Annotated in this window: 23 protein-coding genes; 16 read left to right on the top strand and 7 right to left on the bottom strand. The window is 42.3% G+C overall.

Features of this window, described 5'->3' with window-relative positions:
• Positions 1 to 3: 3 nt before the first annotated feature.
• The 4 genes from SOO65_RS01095 to SOO65_RS01080 are packed head-to-tail and all read right to left on the bottom strand — an operon-like array spanning position 4 to position 2764.
• Positions 4 to 1140: an acyl-CoA dehydrogenase family protein gene (locus SOO65_RS01095; protein ID WP_321395609.1), complete on the bottom strand. Its 1137-nt coding sequence runs from the start codon at positions 1138 to 1140 to the stop codon at positions 4 to 6.
• Positions 1141 to 1162: 22 nt separating this feature from the next.
• The gene (gene folK, locus SOO65_RS01090) at positions 1163 to 1621 is read right to left on the bottom strand and encodes a 2-amino-4-hydroxy-6-hydroxymethyldihydropteridine diphosphokinase (RefSeq protein WP_321395606.1); all 459 of its coding nucleotides are present in this window, start codon (positions 1619 to 1621) and stop codon (positions 1163 to 1165) included.
• Positions 1621 to 1773, bottom strand: a complete 153-nt coding sequence (locus SOO65_RS01085) for a hypothetical protein (protein WP_321395604.1) — start codon at positions 1771 to 1773, stop codon at positions 1621 to 1623. The genes folK and SOO65_RS01085 overlap by 1 nt, the downstream gene beginning before the upstream one ends.
• Positions 1774 to 1786: 13 nt before the next feature.
• Positions 1787 to 2764 (bottom strand): hypothetical protein, encoded by a 978-nt coding sequence (locus SOO65_RS01080; protein ID WP_321395601.1) that lies wholly within the window; start codon positions 2762 to 2764, stop codon positions 1787 to 1789.
• Between the two features lie 133 nt (positions 2765 to 2897).
• Here SOO65_RS01080 and SOO65_RS01075 point away from each other — a divergent pair, with 133 nt between their 5' ends.
• The 5 genes from SOO65_RS01075 to SOO65_RS01055 all read left to right on the top strand — a co-directional run bounded on the left by SOO65_RS01075 (position 2898) and on the right by SOO65_RS01055 (position 7199).
• Entirely contained in the window at positions 2898 to 3572 is a 675-nt protein-coding gene (locus SOO65_RS01075) for a deoxynucleoside kinase (protein ID WP_321395598.1), read from the top strand.
• A gap of 86 nt (positions 3573 to 3658) precedes the next feature.
• A complete protein-coding gene (locus SOO65_RS01070) occupies positions 3659 to 4405 on the top strand; it encodes a LysM peptidoglycan-binding domain-containing protein (RefSeq protein ID WP_321395595.1) in 747 nt (248 codons plus the stop codon).
• Positions 4383 to 5234, top strand: coding sequence for a hypothetical protein (locus tag SOO65_RS01065; RefSeq protein WP_321395591.1), 852 nt, complete (start codon positions 4383 to 4385; stop codon positions 5232 to 5234). Before SOO65_RS01070 ends, SOO65_RS01065 begins: the two co-directional genes overlap by 23 nt.
• Positions 5231 to 6262, top strand: a complete 1032-nt coding sequence (locus tag SOO65_RS01060) for an aminoglycoside phosphotransferase family protein (RefSeq protein WP_321395588.1) — start codon at positions 5231 to 5233, stop codon at positions 6260 to 6262. The genes SOO65_RS01065 and SOO65_RS01060 overlap by 4 nt, the downstream gene beginning before the upstream one ends.
• Complete coding sequence (locus tag SOO65_RS01055) at positions 6252 to 7199, top strand: nucleotidyltransferase family protein (RefSeq protein ID WP_321395585.1); 948 nt, start codon at positions 6252 to 6254, stop codon at positions 7197 to 7199. The genes SOO65_RS01060 and SOO65_RS01055 overlap by 11 nt, the downstream gene beginning before the upstream one ends.
• Here SOO65_RS01055 and SOO65_RS20760 read toward each other — a convergent pair.
• Complete coding sequence (locus SOO65_RS20760; RefSeq protein ID WP_407676980.1) at positions 7192 to 7380, bottom strand: 4Fe-4S binding protein; 189 nt, start codon at positions 7378 to 7380, stop codon at positions 7192 to 7194. The genes SOO65_RS01055 and SOO65_RS20760 overlap by 8 nt on opposite strands.
• A 25-nt stretch (positions 7381 to 7405) precedes the next feature.
• On the opposite strand from SOO65_RS20760, the gene SOO65_RS01050 reads away from it, so the two are divergent.
• From SOO65_RS01050 to SOO65_RS01035, 4 genes are all read left to right on the top strand, one after another.
• Positions 7406 to 8134 (top strand): hypothetical protein, encoded by a 729-nt coding sequence (locus SOO65_RS01050; protein ID WP_321395583.1) that lies wholly within the window; start codon positions 7406 to 7408, stop codon positions 8132 to 8134.
• Positions 8134 to 8571 carry a hypothetical protein gene (locus SOO65_RS01045; protein ID WP_321395581.1) on the top strand — a complete coding sequence of 146 codons (438 nt, stop codon included), beginning with the start codon at positions 8134 to 8136 and terminating at the stop codon, positions 8569 to 8571. Before SOO65_RS01050 ends, SOO65_RS01045 begins: the two co-directional genes overlap by 1 nt.
• 43 nt (positions 8572 to 8614) lie before the next feature.
• Positions 8615 to 9037: a hypothetical protein gene (locus SOO65_RS01040; RefSeq protein ID WP_321395579.1), complete on the top strand. Its 423-nt coding sequence runs from the start codon at positions 8615 to 8617 to the stop codon at positions 9035 to 9037.
• 73 nt (positions 9038 to 9110) lie between these two features.
• A complete protein-coding gene (locus SOO65_RS01035; protein ID WP_321395577.1) occupies positions 9111 to 10319 on the top strand; it encodes an esterase/lipase family protein in 1209 nt (402 codons plus the stop codon).
• Positions 10320 to 10371: 52 nt separating this feature from the next.
• Here the strand turns inward: SOO65_RS01035 and SOO65_RS01030 are convergent, their stop codons facing one another.
• On the bottom strand, positions 10372 to 11208 hold the full coding sequence (locus SOO65_RS01030) for a TIM barrel protein (protein WP_321395574.1): 837 nt from the start codon (positions 11206 to 11208) through the stop codon (positions 10372 to 10374).
• Positions 11209 to 11232: 24 nt separating this feature from the next.
• Entirely contained in the window at positions 11233 to 11559 is a 327-nt protein-coding gene (locus tag SOO65_RS01025) for a (2Fe-2S)-binding protein (protein ID WP_321395571.1), read from the bottom strand.
• A gap of 235 nt (positions 11560 to 11794) precedes the next feature.
• On the opposite strand from SOO65_RS01025, the gene SOO65_RS01020 reads away from it, so the two are divergent.
• The 7 genes from SOO65_RS01020 to SOO65_RS00990 all read left to right on the top strand — a co-directional run bounded on the left by SOO65_RS01020 (position 11795) and on the right by SOO65_RS00990 (position 18991).
• Positions 11795 to 12478 carry a hypothetical protein gene (locus tag SOO65_RS01020; protein ID WP_321395569.1) on the top strand — a complete coding sequence of 228 codons (684 nt, stop codon included), beginning with the start codon at positions 11795 to 11797 and terminating at the stop codon, positions 12476 to 12478.
• Entirely contained in the window at positions 12468 to 14339 is a 1872-nt protein-coding gene (locus SOO65_RS01015; protein ID WP_321395568.1) for an ATP-binding protein, read from the top strand. The genes SOO65_RS01020 and SOO65_RS01015 overlap by 11 nt, the downstream gene beginning before the upstream one ends.
• Positions 14340 to 14354: 15 nt before the next feature.
• Positions 14355 to 15854: a sigma-54-dependent transcriptional regulator gene (locus SOO65_RS01010; protein WP_321395566.1), complete on the top strand. Its 1500-nt coding sequence runs from the start codon at positions 14355 to 14357 to the stop codon at positions 15852 to 15854.
• Positions 15855 to 16382 (top strand): signal peptidase II, encoded by a 528-nt coding sequence (lspA, locus tag SOO65_RS01005; RefSeq protein WP_321395564.1) that lies wholly within the window; start codon positions 15855 to 15857, stop codon positions 16380 to 16382.
• Positions 16383 to 16508: 126 nt separating this feature from the next.
• Positions 16509 to 17087, top strand: coding sequence for a prolipoprotein diacylglyceryl transferase (locus tag SOO65_RS01000; RefSeq protein WP_407676979.1), 579 nt, complete (start codon positions 16509 to 16511; stop codon positions 17085 to 17087).
• 60 nt (positions 17088 to 17147) lie between these two features.
• Positions 17148 to 18359: a hypothetical protein gene (locus SOO65_RS00995; RefSeq protein ID WP_321395560.1), complete on the top strand. Its 1212-nt coding sequence runs from the start codon at positions 17148 to 17150 to the stop codon at positions 18357 to 18359.
• Positions 18360 to 18427: 68 nt separating this feature from the next.
• Entirely contained in the window at positions 18428 to 18991 is a 564-nt protein-coding gene (locus SOO65_RS00990; protein WP_321395559.1) for an outer membrane beta-barrel protein, read from the top strand.
• Positions 18992 to 19004 lie beyond the last annotated feature (13 nt).

The raw sequence follows: 19004 nt of genomic DNA, 5'->3' as shown, positions 1-19004 counted from the left end.
AAATTATTTCAAAAGTTCACGGGCCATCACGAGACGCTGGATCTGTGAGGTCCCTTCATAAATCTGAATGAGTTTCGCGTCTCTCATGAGTTTCTCAACTGGGTATTCTTTTGAATAGCCGTAGCCACCATAAATTTGTACCGCGTCTGTCGTAATTTGCATACAAGAGTCGGAAGCAAACGCTTTGGCGTAAGAGGCGATTTCGGTATTTTTCATTCCTTGATCACAGAGCCATGCGGCCTTGTGAACCAGAAGTCTTGCCGCTTCAACTTTCATTCCCATTTCAGCAATCATGAACTGAATGGCCTGATGCTTTGCAATCGGTACTCCGAATTGCGTGCGCTCTTTCGAGTATTGAACTGAAAGATCAAGTGCGCGTTGAGCACCCCCAAGTGCTGACGATGCCACTAATGGGCGAGAATGATCGAGAGTGTTCATGGCGATGGTCCAACCTTCGCCTGGTTTACCCAGCATGTCTTCTTTCGGGACCTTTACGTTATTGAAACGTACGCCTCGAGTATCTGATGAGCGGTGACCCATCTTGTCTTCTTTCTTACCAATTTCAATCCCCGGAGATTTTGGGTCAACCACCAGAGCAGAAATGCCTTTATGCTTTAAATTTGGATCAATGGTTCCGTACACCACGAAGAGATCGGCGTATCCGGCATTGGTGATCCACATTTTCTCACCGTTAACTATCCAGTGATCACCACCATCTTTGATGGTGGTTTTAATTCCACCAGCGTCTGAACCATTACCGGGCTCAGTCAAACAGAAAGAGGCGATTTTAAACTCTTGAGTGAAGGGAGTGAGGAATTTCTTCTTTTGAGCATCACTGCCACCAATTACGATTGGCAATAAAGCGAGGTCATTGGCCATGAAGGAAGTGTTCATTCCCATACAACCGTAGGCCAGGGCCTCTGAGATAATCACCCCGTCAACCGAAGTGAATCCAGCACCACCATACTCGGCCGGTATACAAGTGTTTACTAAACCAAGTTCCCAAGCTTTCTTAAAAATGTCAGCAGGAAACTTGCCTTGTTCATCAAATTCTTGGGCATGCGGAATCATTTCATTGCGGGCGAATTTCAGAGCGAGTTCTCGAATTTCTCGCTGCTCAGGCGTCAGTGAAAAGTCCATAATCTAATCCTTGATTAAAAACTTAGATGGGAGAGGCATCTACATTGAATGACTTAGGAATTGTAAAACATTTTTCAATTGTTTGAAAGAACGGCAATTCCTGAAGAGGTCTAACCACAAAGCTTCGCTCGTTCCAACGAGGATGAGGGATGGTTAACGCAGGTTCATTTACAGTATCTAGTCCCCAAAAAATAATATCTAAGTCGATTGTGCGAGGACCTTTCGGAATATTTCGGTTTCTTCCTAACGACTTTTCCAAATTTAATAATTCCTGCATGACTTGGTGCGGGCTTAACGCAGGGATGCGGAACTCGAGAACTTGATTAAAAAAATCAGGCTGATTTTCATAATCAACTGCTTTTGAAACATAAACTCGACTGGCGGCAATGAGGGTAAATTTTTGTGCGAGAATCTGTTTGGCCTCTTCAAGATGTTGAAGAGAATCGCCAATATTTGAGCCGGTCGCAATGATGAGTGACATCAGCGCTTCCGTTTCGAATTGCCCATGGGTTTGGTTTCGTTGATTGGCTGCTGCAAATTAATGTCGGGATAGTTATCCATGAGAGATGGAAGACGCTCATCCTTAGGTGAAGTTGGGTCACCCTTAACTCCACAACCTGTTAGCACCAACATGAGAAGCAGAAGTTTAAAATTCAATGGCAAACCCTACGTTGATAATGTCGGAGCCAAGATCTGCTTTAATAAACCAACCGGGAACCAATCGACGAAGTGCTGTCACACCGAAAACCGGTCCGGATTTTTTTAGTTTATTGATGGCGTCTAATTCTTCAGCGTTAGCAGTTGAGCTTGTTCCGTTTCCGGCGTCAGGACTTGAAACAGTATAAGTATGGTAACCGATATACGGCATGAAGAAAGTGTAGAGCGGTCCCTTGAAGTTATACTTCAAGCGAGCGGTCATGTGGTTCACAAGAGTCTGAACACCGCCGGCCGGAAAGTCATCAATCATGGCACGACCATAGAGACCTTCAATAAAGTAGTTGTCCGAAAATTGATAGGCCCATGAAATACCAAATTCATTGGCGCGAACTTTTCCGCCTTTTGATTCAACTTCCGAAGCTTCCAGGAAAGCACCGGTCAGGGCGACTAAGTTATCCGGCTTGATATGACGGTTCTTGTTGTCTTCAAAAACACCAATCTCATCATCTACAACAACGTCACCGGTATAAAGATCATCTTCTGATTTAATTTTAGCAGTGGCACTCTCATCAACAACTGGTGCAGCTTTTTTACCAAACATCGAATCATCACCTTTAATGATTTGAACTTCTTGATCACGACGAAGGCGGCCCCACTGAGTAAGAGAATAGATTTTTAGAATCTTGATTCCAACTTGTCCTTGGTGAGTCTTCGCAACCACTGCTCGTGCAGCAAGATTGTTATCCAGAGCTAGAGAAACAAAATCTCCCGGTCCGAGTTGCTGATTGTTGTTGGTTAAAATGAAAATTTTCTTGGAACTTGAAATAATTTTTATTGTTTCAGTGAAAGTATTCTCACCATTTTCGGTTGGCGTAGATAAATTTGCGTCTTCCACGAGAGATTGCGCGAACACAGATCCGCTCATAACTAAGAGTAAATAAACAAAAATCACACTGAAATACTTCATTCAGCTTTTTATTCTAGGTAATTAACGCAGCTTTGTGAATGAATGATAAAAAATTATAAATTGATCAATTGAGTCAAGATTTCTTACAAGATTCATATTAACCTTTTACTCTATGCATATTCAGGAGAACTTCATGTCAGAGATGGCCTATCATCGCCTTAGCAGCGCTGCTAATCCTATGTTCGTTGTAGTGGCGGGAAACATTGGTAGCGGTAAGACCACTCTTACAAAGAAACTTTCTGAACGTCTGGGTTGGAAGCCACATTTTGAATCTGTTCAAGACAATCCTTACCTATCAGACTTCTATGCAGACATGTCTCGTTGGTCATTTCCACTTCAAGTGTATTTTTTAAATCACCGTTTCAACACTCACCGTGAGATTGAAGCTCTTCCTGCTAGTTCGGTTCAAGATCGTTCTATCTATGAAGATGCCAACATCTTCGCCCGTTCTCTTCATGAGCAAGGGAAGTTGGATGATCGTGACTACAATAACTACCGCACGCTTTACGATTCAATGATTCAGTTCTTGAGTCCTCCGACGCTAATGATTTTCCTACGCCGTTCAGTGCCTAAGCTTCAAGAGCGTATCAAACAACGTGGCCGTGACTATGAGCAAGCAATTCCAGTTGAGTACCTTACTAGTCTTAACAAATATTATGATGATTGGTACAACAACTATAATTTAGGTAAATCCTTGATTGTAGATACTGATGAATTAGACTTCTTAGATAACGAAGAACACTTCGATCGCTTGGTAAAACGTATCTGGGATTCAATTGACCAGAAAGATATGTTTTTCTATTTCTAAGGACTTAGTTAGCAATTTTTTCCACCTGCCCCTGGAATTCCAGATATAATACACTTTATCTGTGTGTCATTAATCGAGGAGTGATTATGAAGTCTACGGCATGGTTGGTATTGCTAAGTTTAAGCTTAGTATCGTGTTCTGGTTCGAAATCAGCACAAAAAGTTACGGAAGAAACCCCACAGATCGAACTATCTGATGCAGATGAGTTCATTGAAAATCCTACAGATGAGCAGGCAACTGCTGAAGCAACAGATACATCACTAGCAGACGATGCTACAGACGCGGATGCCGCGGCAGCTGATATGGCAGCAGCAGATTCTGCTGAACCTGATATGGCCGGTGTAACTGAAGAGCCAATCGTTGCAGACTCTGCAATTGTTGAAGAGGCCACTCCTGATTTATCAGCAGCAGATGCTGGTACGACTCCGGTAGTTTCAATGTCTGATTCAGGCACAATGAAACAATACACAGTACAAAAAAATGAAACTCTTATGATGATCGCTTTCAAACTTTATGGCGATTACGGTAAATGGAAAGAACTTGCTACAACAAACGCAGGTGCTCTTAAAGGTTCTACAGGTCTAAGAGAAGGTATGACTCTTAACTATATGGCCCCAGCTGAAGAATTCGTATGGAACCCACAGGGTCTTCCTTACTTAATCCGCACTGGTGATACTCTGGGTGGTATTTCACATAACGTTTATGCCACTACAAAAAAATGGAAACTTATCTGGGACAACAATCGTCCTCTTATCAAAGACCCAAATAAGATCTATTCTGGCTTCACAATTTATTATTTAGAAAACGGTCGTGAAGTCGCTTCAGGTATTTAATCTCCACTATTCAAATCACACTCATAGACCCTCGCTGAAAGCGGGGGTTTATTATTTTTTCCTGTTTCTTCTTGTAGCTTCTTGCTCCACTGTACGAATCCCCATTAAAGATTCTAAGGGCGGATCCATCGTTAAGAACGCTTACAGTGAAATGTCAGAGAAGGACTACAAAGATCACCTGGCCTCTTTAAAGACGCCTTTCCTGGCCACTCCAGGAGCTAAGACCTTGTCTCAGGGCCATGTCACTAAACGCTATCTCGATTCTTTGGTAAGCGAAATTATTTCGACCAACGAGATCTTTTTCAAAGAACTAAAAACCGCCAATGTGACCATTCTGGATTCAGAATCGCCGTTACACTTTTCACTGCCTAAGGGAGAGTTGTTTCTTTCTCGTGGTCTCATCTCAAAGTACATCAAGCACGAAAGCATGCTCGTAAGCATTCTGTCGTTTGAACTTGTTCGTAGTGAACGATTGATTTATCCAAAACAAACAATCATTCCTGTGGGCTATATTCCTCTGGAGCGTATGCTTTCTTTAAACCGTCTTGAACTAGAAGAAAAGATGGAGGTCCATAAGTGGGCCCACTATCTGACGGTCAGAAGTGGATATGATGGAGAGTACTATCTCTCGTGGCTTCAGACCCAAAACCGAAATACTGCAGACTTTATTCTCCAGGTTGGAGATGCCAATTTAATTAACCGCGAAGAGGCCCTGTTTAAGGCCTTCGTGATTAAAAACTCATCTGATGATGATGACGTTTTGGCAAAGAAGACATCATCAAAAAACTTTTACACATTCATTAATAGTATTAGAGACGGAGTTCTATGAAACCGGAACAAGCAGAACGCTTTTTTATCGAAGAGTTATTTAACAAGACCCAGGACAAAGACATTCTCAAAAATGAGAAGCTGGAAGAAATTGATAAGCTGACCGGGGACGCTTCAACTCGTCGTTACTATCGCATATTCACAGACAAAAAGAGCTATGTGGTTTGTCTGGATAACCCGTTTGAAGGTGAGATGGAAAAGCATCCCTTCCTTTCGGTTCAACAATTTTTAGGCACCAATAAAGTTCGCGTTCCTGCGATTTTAGACCATAACTTGTCTCGTGGTTACTCACTTCAAGAAGATCTTGGTAACGTGACACTTCTTACTCATTTGAGTGATATGACGTCGACTGAGAAGGAATACACGGTTTATAAAACCATCGTGGACCAGCTTCTGGAACTTCATAGAATTCCAGCAGGAGCGGTTAAGAATCCAAATCTATTTCAGTTGAAATTTGATTATCAGAAGTACATGGATGAAACGCGTTTTACATTTAAGTACTTTCTGAATTTCTTCAATAAGATTGAAGATGAAAACCTGATTCAGGATTTGGAAAAACTTTTTGACCCAATCATGAAGCGTCTGGCCGATCAGAAAATGGTGATCACTCACCGTGATTTCCACTCACGTAACATTATGGTGAAAGACAATAACTACATCTTCATCGATTTCCAGGACGCCCGTTGGGGTATTCCTCAATACGATCTCGTATCGCTCTTGGAAGACTGTTACTACGATTTAAAACAATCAAATCGCGAATCTCTGAAGCGTTATTACTATGACAATCTGGATCCTGCGATCCATGGTCAGAAAACTTATGAGCAGTTTCTTGAGCTATATGACGACATGACCATCCAGCGTGTGTTTAAAGCGGTGGGAAGCTTCTGCTATATCTATAACTGGCGTAAGGACGATCGTTATTTGAAGTACATTGGCTTTGCCATGGAAAAAATTCGTCGTGTGATGATGGATAATCCTCGTTACGCTGATCTTAAACAAAAACTATACCAGCACTATTATGCGAATTGATCATTGCTTAATCCTCGCCGCAGGATTCGGCACTCGCATGGGTGCCATTGGACAAAAATTACCAAAAGTTCTCTGGCCGGTATTTGAAAAGAGTCTACTCGAACTTCAAGTGGCCTACGCTCGAAGCTTAGGGATCGAGAAGATCTATATCAATCTTCACTATATGGGTGAGGAGATTGAGGCCTTCTGTAAGGGGAAAAGTGCCTTCGAAGGTGTGACTTTCCTTTGGGAAAAGCCGGAGATTCTGGACATTGGTGGGGCCATCCACAATCTAGCGTCCAAAGTTAATTACCGTGGAAAACTTCTGGTTTTAAATGCGGATCAGTTTTTCTATCTGTCGAAAGATCACCTTTTTAAAATCTTGGAACCTTATCAAAAGCATTCAGGTGTTCTGTTTAGTTACTGGGTGAATTCTTCACTTGGTTATAACGCTCTAGAGATCGATGCGAATCGTTTGGTGAAGAAGATCGTGAAGAACAAAGACCTCGCACCTAACAGCCGCGTGGAAACTTATACAGGTATTTCTTATATCGACCTGGCACAATTAACCAAGACTCCAGGTGTGAGTCCGTTCTTTGAGTCAGTGTGCCCATTTGATAAGAAGGACATTCCGGCCATTCTTCTGGACGGTGTCGATTATTGGGACTTCGGTACCGTTAAACGTTATTGGGAAACAAGTTTTAATATTCTTCAAACTTACCGTGTGAAATCAACTCATCCTTTCCTTCGTTTTCTCGTGCAGGAACGTGCGCTTAAAACCTGGAAGATTGATCTTCAGCAAATCTCATATCATGCGAAATCAGCGAATGTGATTAATCTCAATGCTGATGGAGAAGCGCGGGACCTGGGTCCTAGTATCATTCTTGCGGGTCAGAATGTGACGAAAAGGAATGTGCCAATGGTGTGGTGGAATGATTTAAACGAAGAAGTTAAGTAGCCTTAGTTTCTTTGATGCAGTCTACTGGACAGATCTCGATGCAAAGGCCACAAAGGGTACAGCTCCAGGGATCAATGTAATACTCCTGACCATTGGTCACAACGGCATTCTCCGGACAAATTAATCGGCAATTGTCACATGAGATGCAAATTGAGGAGATTTCCAGGGTGACTTCATTCATAATGCTATTATAGGGCAAATCTCAGATGGAACAATTGAAAGTCAAAAAGAAAGATATACTCATTCTAAATGTCGTGGCCTACCTCGGTTTGGCCTTCTTTTTTCTGTATTTGCAGCACGCCTACCGCCACCATATTTCGCCATTCTCGTTGGTATATTTAAAGAAAGGTCTGGAACTTTTCTGGTATGTGGCCCTGACCCTCGGTGCCTCTGCAATTTTGATCTGGAGACACCATCGTTATTCGATCATCGTGTATGCGGCCTCCATCATTCTGGTAGGGTTCAAAGTGCTTGAGGGACTTTTCATCGAGTTCAACAAGATCATCGTAGTGGCCCTGTTTTTCTACACGGTGATTTCCTACTTCCTTTATCAACTTTTGAACTATTATCTAAGTCTCGCCAGCATCAATACGAATTACAGTCACCAAGATCTCTTTGATCCTCTTTTAAAAAAGATCCCATGCAAGATTCGCTGGGAAGATAACGAAGTAGAGGGCAACCTTAGTAATTGGGATTTTGAAGGTTGCTTCATCAAGCTTGATGAGGCCAAAACTTTTCCAACCAAGGTCACGCTGGAAGTTACTTTCCAGGAACGACAGTTCACTCAGGAAGGGGAAGTAGTTGCCGAGACTCTTGATTTAACAGGCGTTGGGATAAGATTTGAGAGAAAAGCAAAAGAGTTAAATGTCTTTAACTGGACCGAGTTCATGGATTTAGCGCAAGAACTTGGGTTCCAACCAGAAAGGTTAAGATAATGAAATGGATTCTTCCCGTACTTCTCATTCTCGCAGCATGTAACCAAGATAATTTAAGCCCAGAGTCTGCCTTGAAGTCATATATGGACGGCCGCATGGGAACGATTGTTACTCGTGATTTCATTCTTGAACGTGTAACAGGTAAGATGAAGCAGAGTTTTGAAAATATGGATGATGAGGAATTCAAAAAGGCCTCGGACATGACAAACATCAAGAAGGAAAGCTTCAAGATTCTGTCTAAGTCATGCCAGGAAAAGAAATGCTTCCTCACTTATTCGGTGGCCTACCAGACCAAGGCCGAAGAAAAGACTACTTTTGCTACTGAAGTGAAGAAAATCGCTGAAGTGGTGAATGAAGGTGGCAAATGGTTGATCTCTGATGTCAGTAATATTAAGACCTATCACGAGGCCCTAGAGCCAATTAATCCCCTGGAATAAAGAATTTCTTAAAAAGTGCCGAATAAGGTCGTGGAGAAAATCCATGACCGAATCAGACTTCCTGGCATTCCTGGTAGATGAAACTTTGAAGCTGCAAAAGAGCGGCGAAGTGGAATTGTCGAGCCTAGAGCTGAAGCTCAATGATTACGGTCTGAGTTACCTCAAAGGTGAGTTTCTTCCCCAATCACAAGTCCTGCGTTTTAAGACCTCATTTGGCGTTCTTGATATTCCCATCAATTGGTCAGTCTTCGCTTTAGAAAGTACTTCGGGTCATGATGTGATTCTTTCAGAATCAAATGATCCTGATCTTTTATTGACCGTGCTTAAAACTGCCTGGGTTCCTGATCATGAACGCATGCTGATCATTCACGCTGATGGATTTTGTTACATCGTCGGTTTAAAAACCGGTGAAGAGCTGCATCTGCATGATCTGCAAAATCCTCAAGAGTGGCTGAAGGCCGCTTAAAGCATTGATTAACTCTTCTTTTTACTCATAAGACATTCTTAAGTTCCGACAAGCCGTCTGTGTGGAGGACGGCATGAAGTTTTTATTCTGTTTTCTTTTTCTGACTTCGTTTGCTTTTGCTGAATGTGTTTCTAAAAATCACATCTTTCTGATTCATGGGATTGGTGGTGGCAAAAGCACCTTTGGCTCTCTCGAAAAAATTCTCAATGCTCAGAATGAATGTTACCAGGCCCGTTCTTTTGAATACGACACTGGCAGTGATCGAACTCCCAAAGAGTTTTCACAAGACTTTCATAAATACGTTTCTTCGTTTCCGATTGCGGCCAATGACAAGATCTCGCTGGTGATGCATTCACAAGGTGGATTAGTAGGCACGCTGTGGTTAAACCATCTCCTCACCGAAAAACTCGAACTCTTAAAGCAAGTTGATGCCTTCGTGACTTTATCCACACCTTTTTGGGGAGCAAATACTGCGCATGTGGGGAAAGTACTTTTTTATTCTTTGCCTGCAAAGGTTGAGACCAATCCGGTTTCTCCCTTCGGTAGAAATGAATTAAATGAGATGAGTTTTGGAAGTGCTACGATTCATGAGATGTCGCAAAATCTTGAATCCATTTTTGCGAGCATTCCCAACTTAAGGCCCCTTGCCGTTGCAGGCATGAGAAGAAAACCAGGACCTAAACTTGGTGAGGATGATCTGATTGTTCCGACGTATTCAATGCGTCCTAATCGCATTTATTTAAAAGACGATGTTCAGCTTTTTAATCGCATGGCACGAAGTCCTGCCTCATTTGTAGAAACGAATGAAATTCCTTTCGTGATGGTGCCGGCCGATCACATTCGTCTTACTCAGGCGGGTGTGGCCTATATTCCGGAAAAGTGTGAGAAGGATCTGGACTGCGGACATCCTTCGTTAAAATTTATTCTCGATCAAATAAAGGGCAATCAGATTGGGAAGGGCAGTGATTATGACCTCGCTCGCTTTCGCTTCACGATGTTTGTGACGAATCCTGAGAACCTTGATTATGAGAACAAAGATCTCACGATTGAAATTGGTGGCCTCGATAAAAAGACCAAGGTCCCCCTGATGGAGCGTTTCACGCCCAAGCTCGGGAACGCTAAATTGAAAGAAGGGCTCGCTTTTACTTTTAGGGGCTCAACGAAAGAATTAGGAACGAAGTCTTTGGAAATCACTTTAAAGTACAAGAACCGTGCGATTAAGACCTATACAGCGCCGATTGAGGCAGGCCGAACTACCTTCCTGGATGTGGCGTTGAAATAAAAAAAGCCTCCATTCGGAGGCTTTTTCATATGTGTTTGTGTGTGCAGGAAAATTAGAGAGCTACGTAGTACTGCTTCAACATCTGAGCATCTACTTCAAGGTTTGGAGAGTTACAGATTACATATCCGCGACAGTCCATATCTTTAAGGGCCTTCATAAGGTCTTTCCAGTTGAACTTAGATTTCTCAAGGTTCAAGTGCTTCAAGTCACCTTTAGAGTTAGAGCTGATACCAGAAATGTGGATGTGCATTTCTTTAAGAGCATTAGCGCCTAGTTCGTTTTTAAGCGTCTCAAGAGTTTCACAGAAACCTTTGTAGTCATTCACTGAACCAGTACGTGCGTAAAGGTGAGAGAAATCCATACAAGGCTTACAGCTTGTTACCGACTTAGAAAGAGAGATTAGCTCTTCTAGTGAACCGAACTGAGACGTCTTACCAGTAAGTTCCGGACGGAGTTCGATTTCGATATCAAGACGAGAAAGTCTTTCTTCGATTACGTTAAGAGATTTTTCTACTAGATCGAATACATCGTACGGAGAATCTTTCATGTAGAAAGCAGCGTGGAACGTCATTGATTCAGCACCACAAAGATCAGAGATCTTGGCAGTCTGGATGATACGCTCAACTGATGAATCGATTTTATCTTGTTCACGAGCATTCAAGTTAATGTAGTAAGGACCGTGAGAAGTAAGTGGAACTCCCAGCTCGTAAGAAACTTTACGAAGTGCTGAAGAAACTTCTTCCTTCATACGTACGCCGTGAGCGAATTCTAACTGCATACAATCAAGCGCTAGCTCGTGAATGCGTTTAACCCCTTCCACCGGGTTATTTTTCTTAGCTGTGCTGTTTGGAACACCAGCAGTACCAAATAATAAACGGTCAAAAGCCATGGAAACTCCTTACGGATGACTCAACTAAAATATTTTACTAATCCAACTATCTTTTCTTTTTAAGCAGCTCTGACATCCCTGACCCATTTGAAACTGATCTTGTAAAAGATCGAGATCCACATGATCGGTGCAGACGTCACGTATGTCTTTCACGCTGACACAGAAGCATTCACAAATAAGAGTATCGTCATCAAGCTTTTCAACGGGCCGAGGTACTAGCTCATCCACGTTCTCTATGAGACGAAGAAATTCCTTATCCATTTTGACTCTGTTTGCTGTCCCGCAAAAACCTACATCTTTCATTCTTAAACGAGCTGCCGATTTATAGCGTGGACCCGGGTCAAAGTCCATGAGAAAGCCTTAAGGGTGTAATAAAGTAATGCAAATAAGAATTATGAGGTGGTAAAATAGCCTTAACTAATTAAAAAATCAGGTTTTATTGCCTATGCGTGCTGCCCTCTTTTTATACCTTTCTCTGGCCATTCTAGGAGCCTTCCTCTGGATAACCTTTAGCGGCGCGTTATTTTTCTTTGGATTTATTTTCTGGCTATTTTTCGTTGTTGTTTCAATAGGTTATACCGACACTGTGATCCTCTTTCTTTTGGGGGCCCGTGAGGTTCGCTCGAGTGACGAAAAAGAATTTTTCGAAGCTGCGTCGCAAGAGGCCTATAAGCTAGCTGTTCCGATGGCCCGTTTGTATTTCTACAACGGCACTCTCGAGAGAGCATTCGTTCTTCAAAATAAAAAAACCATCAGCATTGTTCTGAGTAAGACCTTACTCGAAAAATGTTCCGCGACCGAGCTTCAGGGAATTTGCTTCGAGCTTTTCCTACAAGTGAAAAAGGGCATGGCCCCGAAAAGAACGCGATCAATGTTTCTTCTGGGTTTCATTACCTGGATGATTCACTCATTTGTAGGCTTGATTCTGGCCCTGGTGCCTATGAAAGAAGTAAAGCAGGCGATGGACTGGCTTCTTAATTATTTACTTCATCCTTGGCTTGAGTTCATGTTCAAATTGATGATGGGTGGAGCTTATTTTAAAAAGCTTGAAACACTTTTGAATGAATTTCCGAAGGAAAAAGAAATGTTGGATCGAGTGGGCCTGAAGCTCATTAAACCACTTTCATACTATTCACTACCTTCGCGAAAATTGCTGGTTCTATCTTCTGTCAATAAGAGCCGCCACTTTCAAAGTATTCTGGCCCTTGAGTTCCTTCCACATGAGTGGGACTACTTATTTAAGAGCGAGGAGCTGGTAAGTGTTAAATAGACTTAAGTCTGTTGAGTTTAGCAAGTTCGCGCCACTATTGGTGACGCTCGCATTTATTTTGATCCTGATTCAATATTCCTTTCATCCACTAGAATCGATCTTTTTTGATTTCTGGGAAAAGACCGATTTCGGCGCCAGAAGTTTTAAAACACCCATCGTTCTGGTTTCGATGGACGAAGAAAGTGATCAGTTCCTGGGTGAAACCTATCCCTATACATATGCTTCTCACACTCGACTCATGAGTCGATTAAAGGAAGATCATCCGGGAGTTATTAACTACTTCGTTTCTTTGCGTGAGCCGGATTCTGATGTTGAGGCCCGATACCAGACGGAGTTTCATGAGAACATCAAAACCTATTCTCCCTCAAACGATAAATTTAAATTCGGAACTGAGATCGATAATCTTGGAGAGTTGATTCCGCCTGAGGCCCTTCGTGATGTGGGTTATTACCTGGGACAGCTTTATAAAGATCAGTTGGTGTTTTCAAAAGATGAAGTTGTTCGTCGTGCGATCTTGAATATTTCCGGAGAAGATTCGATTCATCTCTGGACCGCTAAACGCTTTCGCGAATTAAACAATATGCCAGTGGTGGATGCCACTGCCTATAAGGGCGCTTACTATAATTCTGAAGCAGACGCGAACTTTGCTCTGTTTAAGTATTCAGGTAATCCGACTTCAAATCGCATTCCTACGATTCCGTTTCACCGAGTGGTAGTGGGTAACTTCCCGAAGGGATTCTTTAAAGACAAAATCGTCCTGGTGGGTCCTTCCTACCTATCAAATTCCAGCGATTTTATCCTGACGCCGTTTGAAAAAGAGAACGCTAAAACGCCAAAGCTCGCCGTTCATGCAGATGTGATTGAGGCCCTGGTTTCAGAAAAAACCATTTATGACGTTGATGATTTAGTGACTCAGATTGCCTCGGTTTTGATTGCTATTTTACTTTCCTACATCATTTCTCGTGTTCAGCCGGTGAAGGGATTGATGATCACGATCCTGTTGATTATCGGGATACTTCTCACGAGTTATCTCGCGTTTGTGACTCTTGGATGGTGGATCAAGCTCTCTCACTTAGTGCTTTCCATCTTTGTGGTTTATTACATCTGGGTTCCGTTTCGAGCGATCGAAGAGTATCAAACTCGTTATGCCATCCAGGAAGAAACGAAGCTCTTGAAGCAAGTTGATAACTTAAAACAAAACTTCATCTCGCTTATGAGTCACGACTTGAAAACTCCGGTGGCAAAAATCGCAGGGATCGCGGACATATTAAAGATCAAGTTCAATAATACGCCGGAACAGATGGAGCTCATTGATAACGTGGTCAATTCCACCAAAGAGCTTAATAACTTTATTAACTCTATTCTCGATCTGACTAAAATTGAGTCTCAGAACCTGACCTTGAGAAAAGAATCGAAGGACGTTAACAAGATCATTGAAGGGATCATTGAGAAATTAGAATTTGAGGCCAACGCCAAGGCGATGACCATCGAATCTGAGCTCTCTCCGTTATATCCCATCCAAATTGATACAGTACTCATGAACCGAGTTATCTCGAACCTCATTGAGAACGCCCTTAAGTATGCCGGCCGAGAGAAAACGGTTTGGGTAAAGACCTGGGATGACCCGGAATGGGTGTATATCGAGATCCGCGATAACGGTGTGGGAGTAGGACCAGATGATCTCGCCCATATTTTTGATAAATTTTATCGGGTGAAGAACGACAGTACCCATGCAATTAAAGGCTCGGGGCTAGGGCTTTATCTGGTAAAATATTTCATTGAGTTACATAATGGGGTTATTACTGCCACCTCTCAACTTGGAGAGGGTACTTCGTTTATAATTAAGCTTAAGAACGAATAGGTTATAGGAGAATTTATGCATAAGGTTTTGGTTGTTGATGATGACAAGGTTCTTCAACAGAACGTTAAACAAGCACTTGAGTATCATCACTTCGTAGTAGACGTTGCCGATAACGGTAAGGAAGCGGTCAACAAAGTTTACGGCCAAAAATATGATCTCGTGGTGATGGATGTGAACATGCCAGAAATGGACGGGATCCAGGCACTCACTGAAATCAAAAAACATGATCCATCAGTAATCGTGTTGATCCTGACTGCATACTCAAATGTGACTGATGCAGTTAAGGCCGTGAAGGAAGGAGCTTATAACTATCTAGAGAAGCCGATCACTTCGGAAAATCTAGTGGCCCTGATTAAGCGAGCTCTTAAAGCTCGTTCAATGGTTGAGACAGTTGGATTCTCTTCACCAACACTTTCAATTGGCGAAACATCTGGCAGCAAAGATAAATTCGTAGGTGAATCGAATGCGATGAAAAAAGTCTTCGACGTAATCTCGAAGCTCGCCAAAGTTAATACTCCAGTTCTTATTCGTGGTGAATCTGGTACAGGTAAAGAACTTGTAGCAAAAGCGATTCACTATAACTCACCTAGAAAAGATGAAAAGTTCGTGACCATTAACTGTGGTGCGATCTCGGAAAACCTCATTGAATCAGAACTATTCGGTCACGAGAAAGGTGCCTTCACAGGTGCTGATCAACGTAAGATTGGTAAGTTTCAGTTCGCTGAAGGCGGGACAATCTTCTTGGATGAAATTGGTGATATCTCGGCGGCGATGCAGGTAAAACTTCTTCGCGTGCTTCAAGAGAAGACCTTCATGCCAGTGGGTTCAAACCGTGAGATCAAAGTTGATGTTCGTATCATCGCGGCCTCTCACAAACCATTTGAAGAAATGATTAAAGACGGATCGTTCCGTGAAGACTTGTTCTACCGCTTGAACGTTCTTCCAGTTTATCTTCCACCTCTTCGTGACAGAAAAACTGATATTCCACATCTGGTGAATCACTATATCTCTTACTTCAATAACGTTCATAACCTGAAAGTTAAGGGTGCTGAACCTGAGGCGATGGAAGTTCTAAGTAACTATTCATGGCCGGGTAACATTCGTGAATTAAGAAACATCATCGAGCACTGTTTTATTATGGAATCATCAGACATGATCCATGCTAATTCATTGCCTTCGATTGTTTTCAAGGATCAGAAGAAAGCTGAAACGAAGGACCAAGTGGCCGAGGACAGCGTTATTGATCTCGAAGACATTCAGAATTCCGTATTGGATCACGCAACAGTTCCTAAATCAGGAAATGATGTTCATTTCTCTTTCGGTGCGAAATTAGGTGAAGGCGGCAAATTGGATTTTGCTGTTGCCAAAGACCTTTTCGAGAGAGAGTTTATTGTTCAAGCGTTAAAGATCAATAAAGGTCGTATCAATCAAACGGCTCTTAACGCTAACATTCCTAAGAAGACTCTTCTTAGAAAGATTGAAAAATACGAAATCAATCCGAAGGACTACTACTAAATGGCACGTTTTTGGGCACTATGTTTAATGATGGCGACTCTGATCATTATTGATCAGCTGACGAAAGGCGCGATCCAGACGAATCTTTTTTACGGACAGTCTATTCCTGTAATCGATGGTCTCTTTAGCATCGCTTATGTGAAGAACACGGGTGCCGCTTTTGGTTTTGGTGCAGGTGGACCTGAATGGTTCCGCCAGATTTTCTTCCTGGCATTGCCGGTGATATTCTGTGGCTGGATCTTCTTCCTCATGATCAAAACGATTAAGGGCGCGTTCTTCATCTCTCTTGCTTATGCACTCATCATCGCAGGCGCAGTTGGTAACCTTATCGATAGATTCAGTCTTGGTTACGTGGTGGACTTTCTTCTTTTCTATTGGAAAGAAGAGGCGAATCACTTTCCGGCCTTCAACGTTGCCGACAGTTGTATTACCATCGCTGCCGGTCTCCTCATCATTGATTTCTTCCTGCAGTTAAAAGCGAAGAAAGCAGGGGAGAGCAATGCTTCCAATCCTGTGTCAAAACTCTGATCTCATTCTATACTCCTACCCGCTCCTGATGGGGCTGGGTTGGGGATAGCTTATCAAATCTTTTTTGCTCTTCTTCCCACTGATGTTTCCTGGAAAAAAGGACAGCTACTGTTCTGGGGAATCTTTTTGTCAGCATGGATCGGGGCCAAGTTACTTTTTTATTTCACGTATCCCTCAGACGCACCAATGGATTTTGTAAAAGAACTTTCTTTCTGGATGGGAGGAGGTTTTGTTTTCTATGGTGGGTTCTTGGGCGGACTTTTTTTTGTTGGTCTCTTCAAAGCGTTTGATAAAAAATTTAACTGGAATTTACTCTGGCCAATAGTTCCCGCACTCGCCATCGGTCATGGCATTGGTCGCATCGGTTGTTTACTCGCGGGTTGTTGTTTTGGTAAACCGACGGATTGGTTCTGGGGAATTTATCTTCACGAGCACTATCGTCATCCTACTCAGTTGATTGAGGCCTTGGGTCTTCTTGCAATTGGGATCTATCTTTTAAAATCAAAATCACCACGCTTCAAATTGGTTTCAGTTTATCTCGTTTCCTATGGAGTTCTTCGTTTGGTGGTTGAGGCCCTTCGTGGCGATATCGTGCGTGGCCTCTGGGGGCCTCTTACTCCGTCGCAGTGGATTTCACTTCTTCTTATCTCTGCCGGTATCTTCATTTTCATACATAAAAACAAGCAGTTAAAGCCGCTTAACTAATTTGGTCAAGTTTTCCGGGGATTTACCGATAGGTAATCAGATTTAACCGGGAGTTAGACCTTGGAGAAGATTGCAAAGCTTGATTCCGTTCAACCACGGTTCTTGCGCTATCGAAGCCATTACAAAATTTATGTCCTATGCTTCATGATCATCTCGCTCATGATGATCACGTTCTGGGCGCTCAAATTTTTTGAAGATGGTCCTGCGAATGTTTTTCGTTACCAAAGTTTTGAACTCACCATGAGTGCCATTTACTTTGTTGTGACTGGTTCCTTTTATTTCTTCTGGCTGCGATCAAGACTTAAACGTTCGGTGCAGGTATTTGAAGATCACATCTTGGTTCACAATGGGAAACAAAAAGAACCTCTTTATTATTCTGAAATTCAATCGGTGAATGTGGTGTGTTGGTCAATCTTCTACGTGAAGATGAATAACGGCTTCAAGCACTACTTCAACTCAAGTCTTGAGCGAGCTGATTACATCTGGGAAGGCATTCATACTGCTCGTCCTGAACTAGTTTCCCAGGAAGAGTTTGAAGCGCAAAGACTAAAACTGGTGCAATACGATCACCACCAGAAGAGAAAAGAGTGGTTCTTCAAACACAAGCTGGTGGATATTTTTAACTGGGCAGTCTTGCCGGTTATGTTCCTGATCTGTGCCTATGTTGTTCAATCGCGAAATATTTATATTAATCAACAAGGTCTCTACTTCTTCCGTCTCTTTATGTATGCCTTGTTGGTCATTCTCTCGACCACTTTCTTCTATTCTTTGGTTCTGAAGAAATTTGTCTTCGACAAAAAATTGGAAGAACAAATGTCTTCTTCTGAAGATAAAATTCGTGACCTGGAATTTGAAGGCGTGGTTCTGCAACGTTCGAAAATCTTCCAATTCGTGACAGCTTGTTTTGTTTTGGCGATGGTCGTGAAATTGGACATGAATCTTTATTCAGTGACCAAAGTAAAAGAAGATCTAGCGAGTTTTAATCTTAAAAAGGGACACACCATAGTGGTGGATAACCGCTTTAACTGTATTGCTTGTCGATACGAGCTTAAAGACGGAGACCTTGTGATGTTTGGCCGTGGGACCATTGGCCAGGTCCTAGCGCGTGAAGGTGACATGGTAGGACAAATTGGCCAGGATCGTAATGGTCGTACGATTGCGAGCGAAAACGTGCAGGAAGTGCCGCGCGGTCACCTCGCAGTGAAAGCAAGTAATGGCAAAGATATTGTGTTTATTAAAATAGAAGACCTAATCGGTAAAATACAAAAGTAATGCAGAAATTTCGAAAGCTTCTAGAATGGTAAATGAGTTAATCATTTATTTCTCTAGGAGCTTTTTGCATGAAATTTGCCCAACTCTTTCTTTTGATTCTTGCCTTCTTCATGATTAAACCAGCATCAGCTGATGTTCTTATCGAGCCACTTGTTGGTTTCAATGCAAATTCAAAAATCGAAGTAGACCAGGCCGGAGCTGCCAAGGCTTCTGGTGGTATGGGAATGGGTTATGGTGGCCGTTTAGGTTACTACAACTATGGTTTTTCTCTTGGCCTGGATTACCTAAAAAGTTCAATCGACATGGATGACAGTGATTTCAAAAAGAATGTTGATATCAGCGAATGGGGTGCATTCGTAGGATTCAAGTTCCCTATCCTGGTAAAGGTTTATGCCGGTTATATTTTTTCCGCTACCGGTGAAACAAAAGATAAAGATGGCGATAAAGTAGATCTTAACGATGGTACTGGTGTGAAAGTTGGTGTTGGTACAACACTTCTTCCTTTTCTTGATATCAACCTAGAGTACCGTAAAGGTACTTTCGGAGAAATTAAGACCGGCGGAACTAAGTCAAGTATCGATACAGATTATTCTGCTTATATGCTTTCTGTTTCTCTTCCTTTTACTATTTAATTTCCTAGGGGGG

This window comes from Peredibacter starrii (genome assembly GCF_034259205.1).
Classification (GTDB): domain Bacteria; phylum Bdellovibrionota; class Bacteriovoracia; order Bacteriovoracales; family Bacteriovoracaceae; genus Peredibacter; species Peredibacter starrii.
The sequence above is the reverse complement of the archived record's forward strand: the minus strand, read 5'-3'. Positions and strand labels throughout refer to the sequence as shown.

Excerpts from the sequence above, each read along its gene's own strand:
- SOO65_RS01095 (WP_321395609.1), bottom strand. The coding sequence starts at position 1,140 with ATGGACTTTTCACTGACGCCTGAGCAGCGAGAAATTCGAGAACTCGCT.
- folK (WP_321395606.1), bottom strand. The coding sequence starts at position 1,621 with ATGTCACTCATCATTGCGACCGGCTCAAATATTGGCGATTCTCTTCAA.
- SOO65_RS01085 (WP_321395604.1), bottom strand. The coding sequence starts at position 1,773 with ATGTTGGTGCTAACAGGTTGTGGAGTTAAGGGTGACCCAACTTCACCT.
- SOO65_RS01080 (WP_321395601.1), bottom strand. The coding sequence starts at position 2,764 with ATGAAGTATTTCAGTGTGATTTTTGTTTATTTACTCTTAGTTATGAGC.
- SOO65_RS01075 (WP_321395598.1), top strand. The coding sequence starts at position 2,898 with ATGTCAGAGATGGCCTATCATCGCCTTAGCAGCGCTGCTAATCCTATG.
- SOO65_RS01070 (WP_321395595.1), top strand. The coding sequence starts at position 3,659 with ATGAAGTCTACGGCATGGTTGGTATTGCTAAGTTTAAGCTTAGTATCG.
- SOO65_RS01060 (WP_321395588.1), top strand. The coding sequence starts at position 5,231 with ATGAAACCGGAACAAGCAGAACGCTTTTTTATCGAAGAGTTATTTAAC.
- SOO65_RS01055 (WP_321395585.1), top strand. The coding sequence starts at position 6,252 with ATGCGAATTGATCATTGCTTAATCCTCGCCGCAGGATTCGGCACTCGC.
- SOO65_RS20760 (WP_407676980.1), bottom strand. The coding sequence starts at position 7,380 with ATGAATGAAGTCACCCTGGAAATCTCCTCAATTTGCATCTCATGTGAC.
- SOO65_RS01050 (WP_321395583.1), top strand. The coding sequence starts at position 7,406 with ATGGAACAATTGAAAGTCAAAAAGAAAGATATACTCATTCTAAATGTC.
- SOO65_RS01045 (WP_321395581.1), top strand. The coding sequence starts at position 8,134 with ATGAAATGGATTCTTCCCGTACTTCTCATTCTCGCAGCATGTAACCAA.
- SOO65_RS01040 (WP_321395579.1), top strand. The coding sequence starts at position 8,615 with ATGACCGAATCAGACTTCCTGGCATTCCTGGTAGATGAAACTTTGAAG.
- SOO65_RS01035 (WP_321395577.1), top strand. The coding sequence starts at position 9,111 with ATGAAGTTTTTATTCTGTTTTCTTTTTCTGACTTCGTTTGCTTTTGCT.
- SOO65_RS01030 (WP_321395574.1), bottom strand. The coding sequence starts at position 11,208 with ATGGCTTTTGACCGTTTATTATTTGGTACTGCTGGTGTTCCAAACAGC.
- SOO65_RS01025 (WP_321395571.1), bottom strand. The coding sequence starts at position 11,559 with ATGGACTTTGACCCGGGTCCACGCTATAAATCGGCAGCTCGTTTAAGA.
- SOO65_RS01010 (WP_321395566.1), top strand. The coding sequence starts at position 14,355 with ATGCATAAGGTTTTGGTTGTTGATGATGACAAGGTTCTTCAACAGAAC.
- lspA (WP_321395564.1), top strand. The coding sequence starts at position 15,855 with ATGGCACGTTTTTGGGCACTATGTTTAATGATGGCGACTCTGATCATT.
- SOO65_RS00990 (WP_321395559.1), top strand. The coding sequence starts at position 18,428 with ATGAAATTTGCCCAACTCTTTCTTTTGATTCTTGCCTTCTTCATGATT.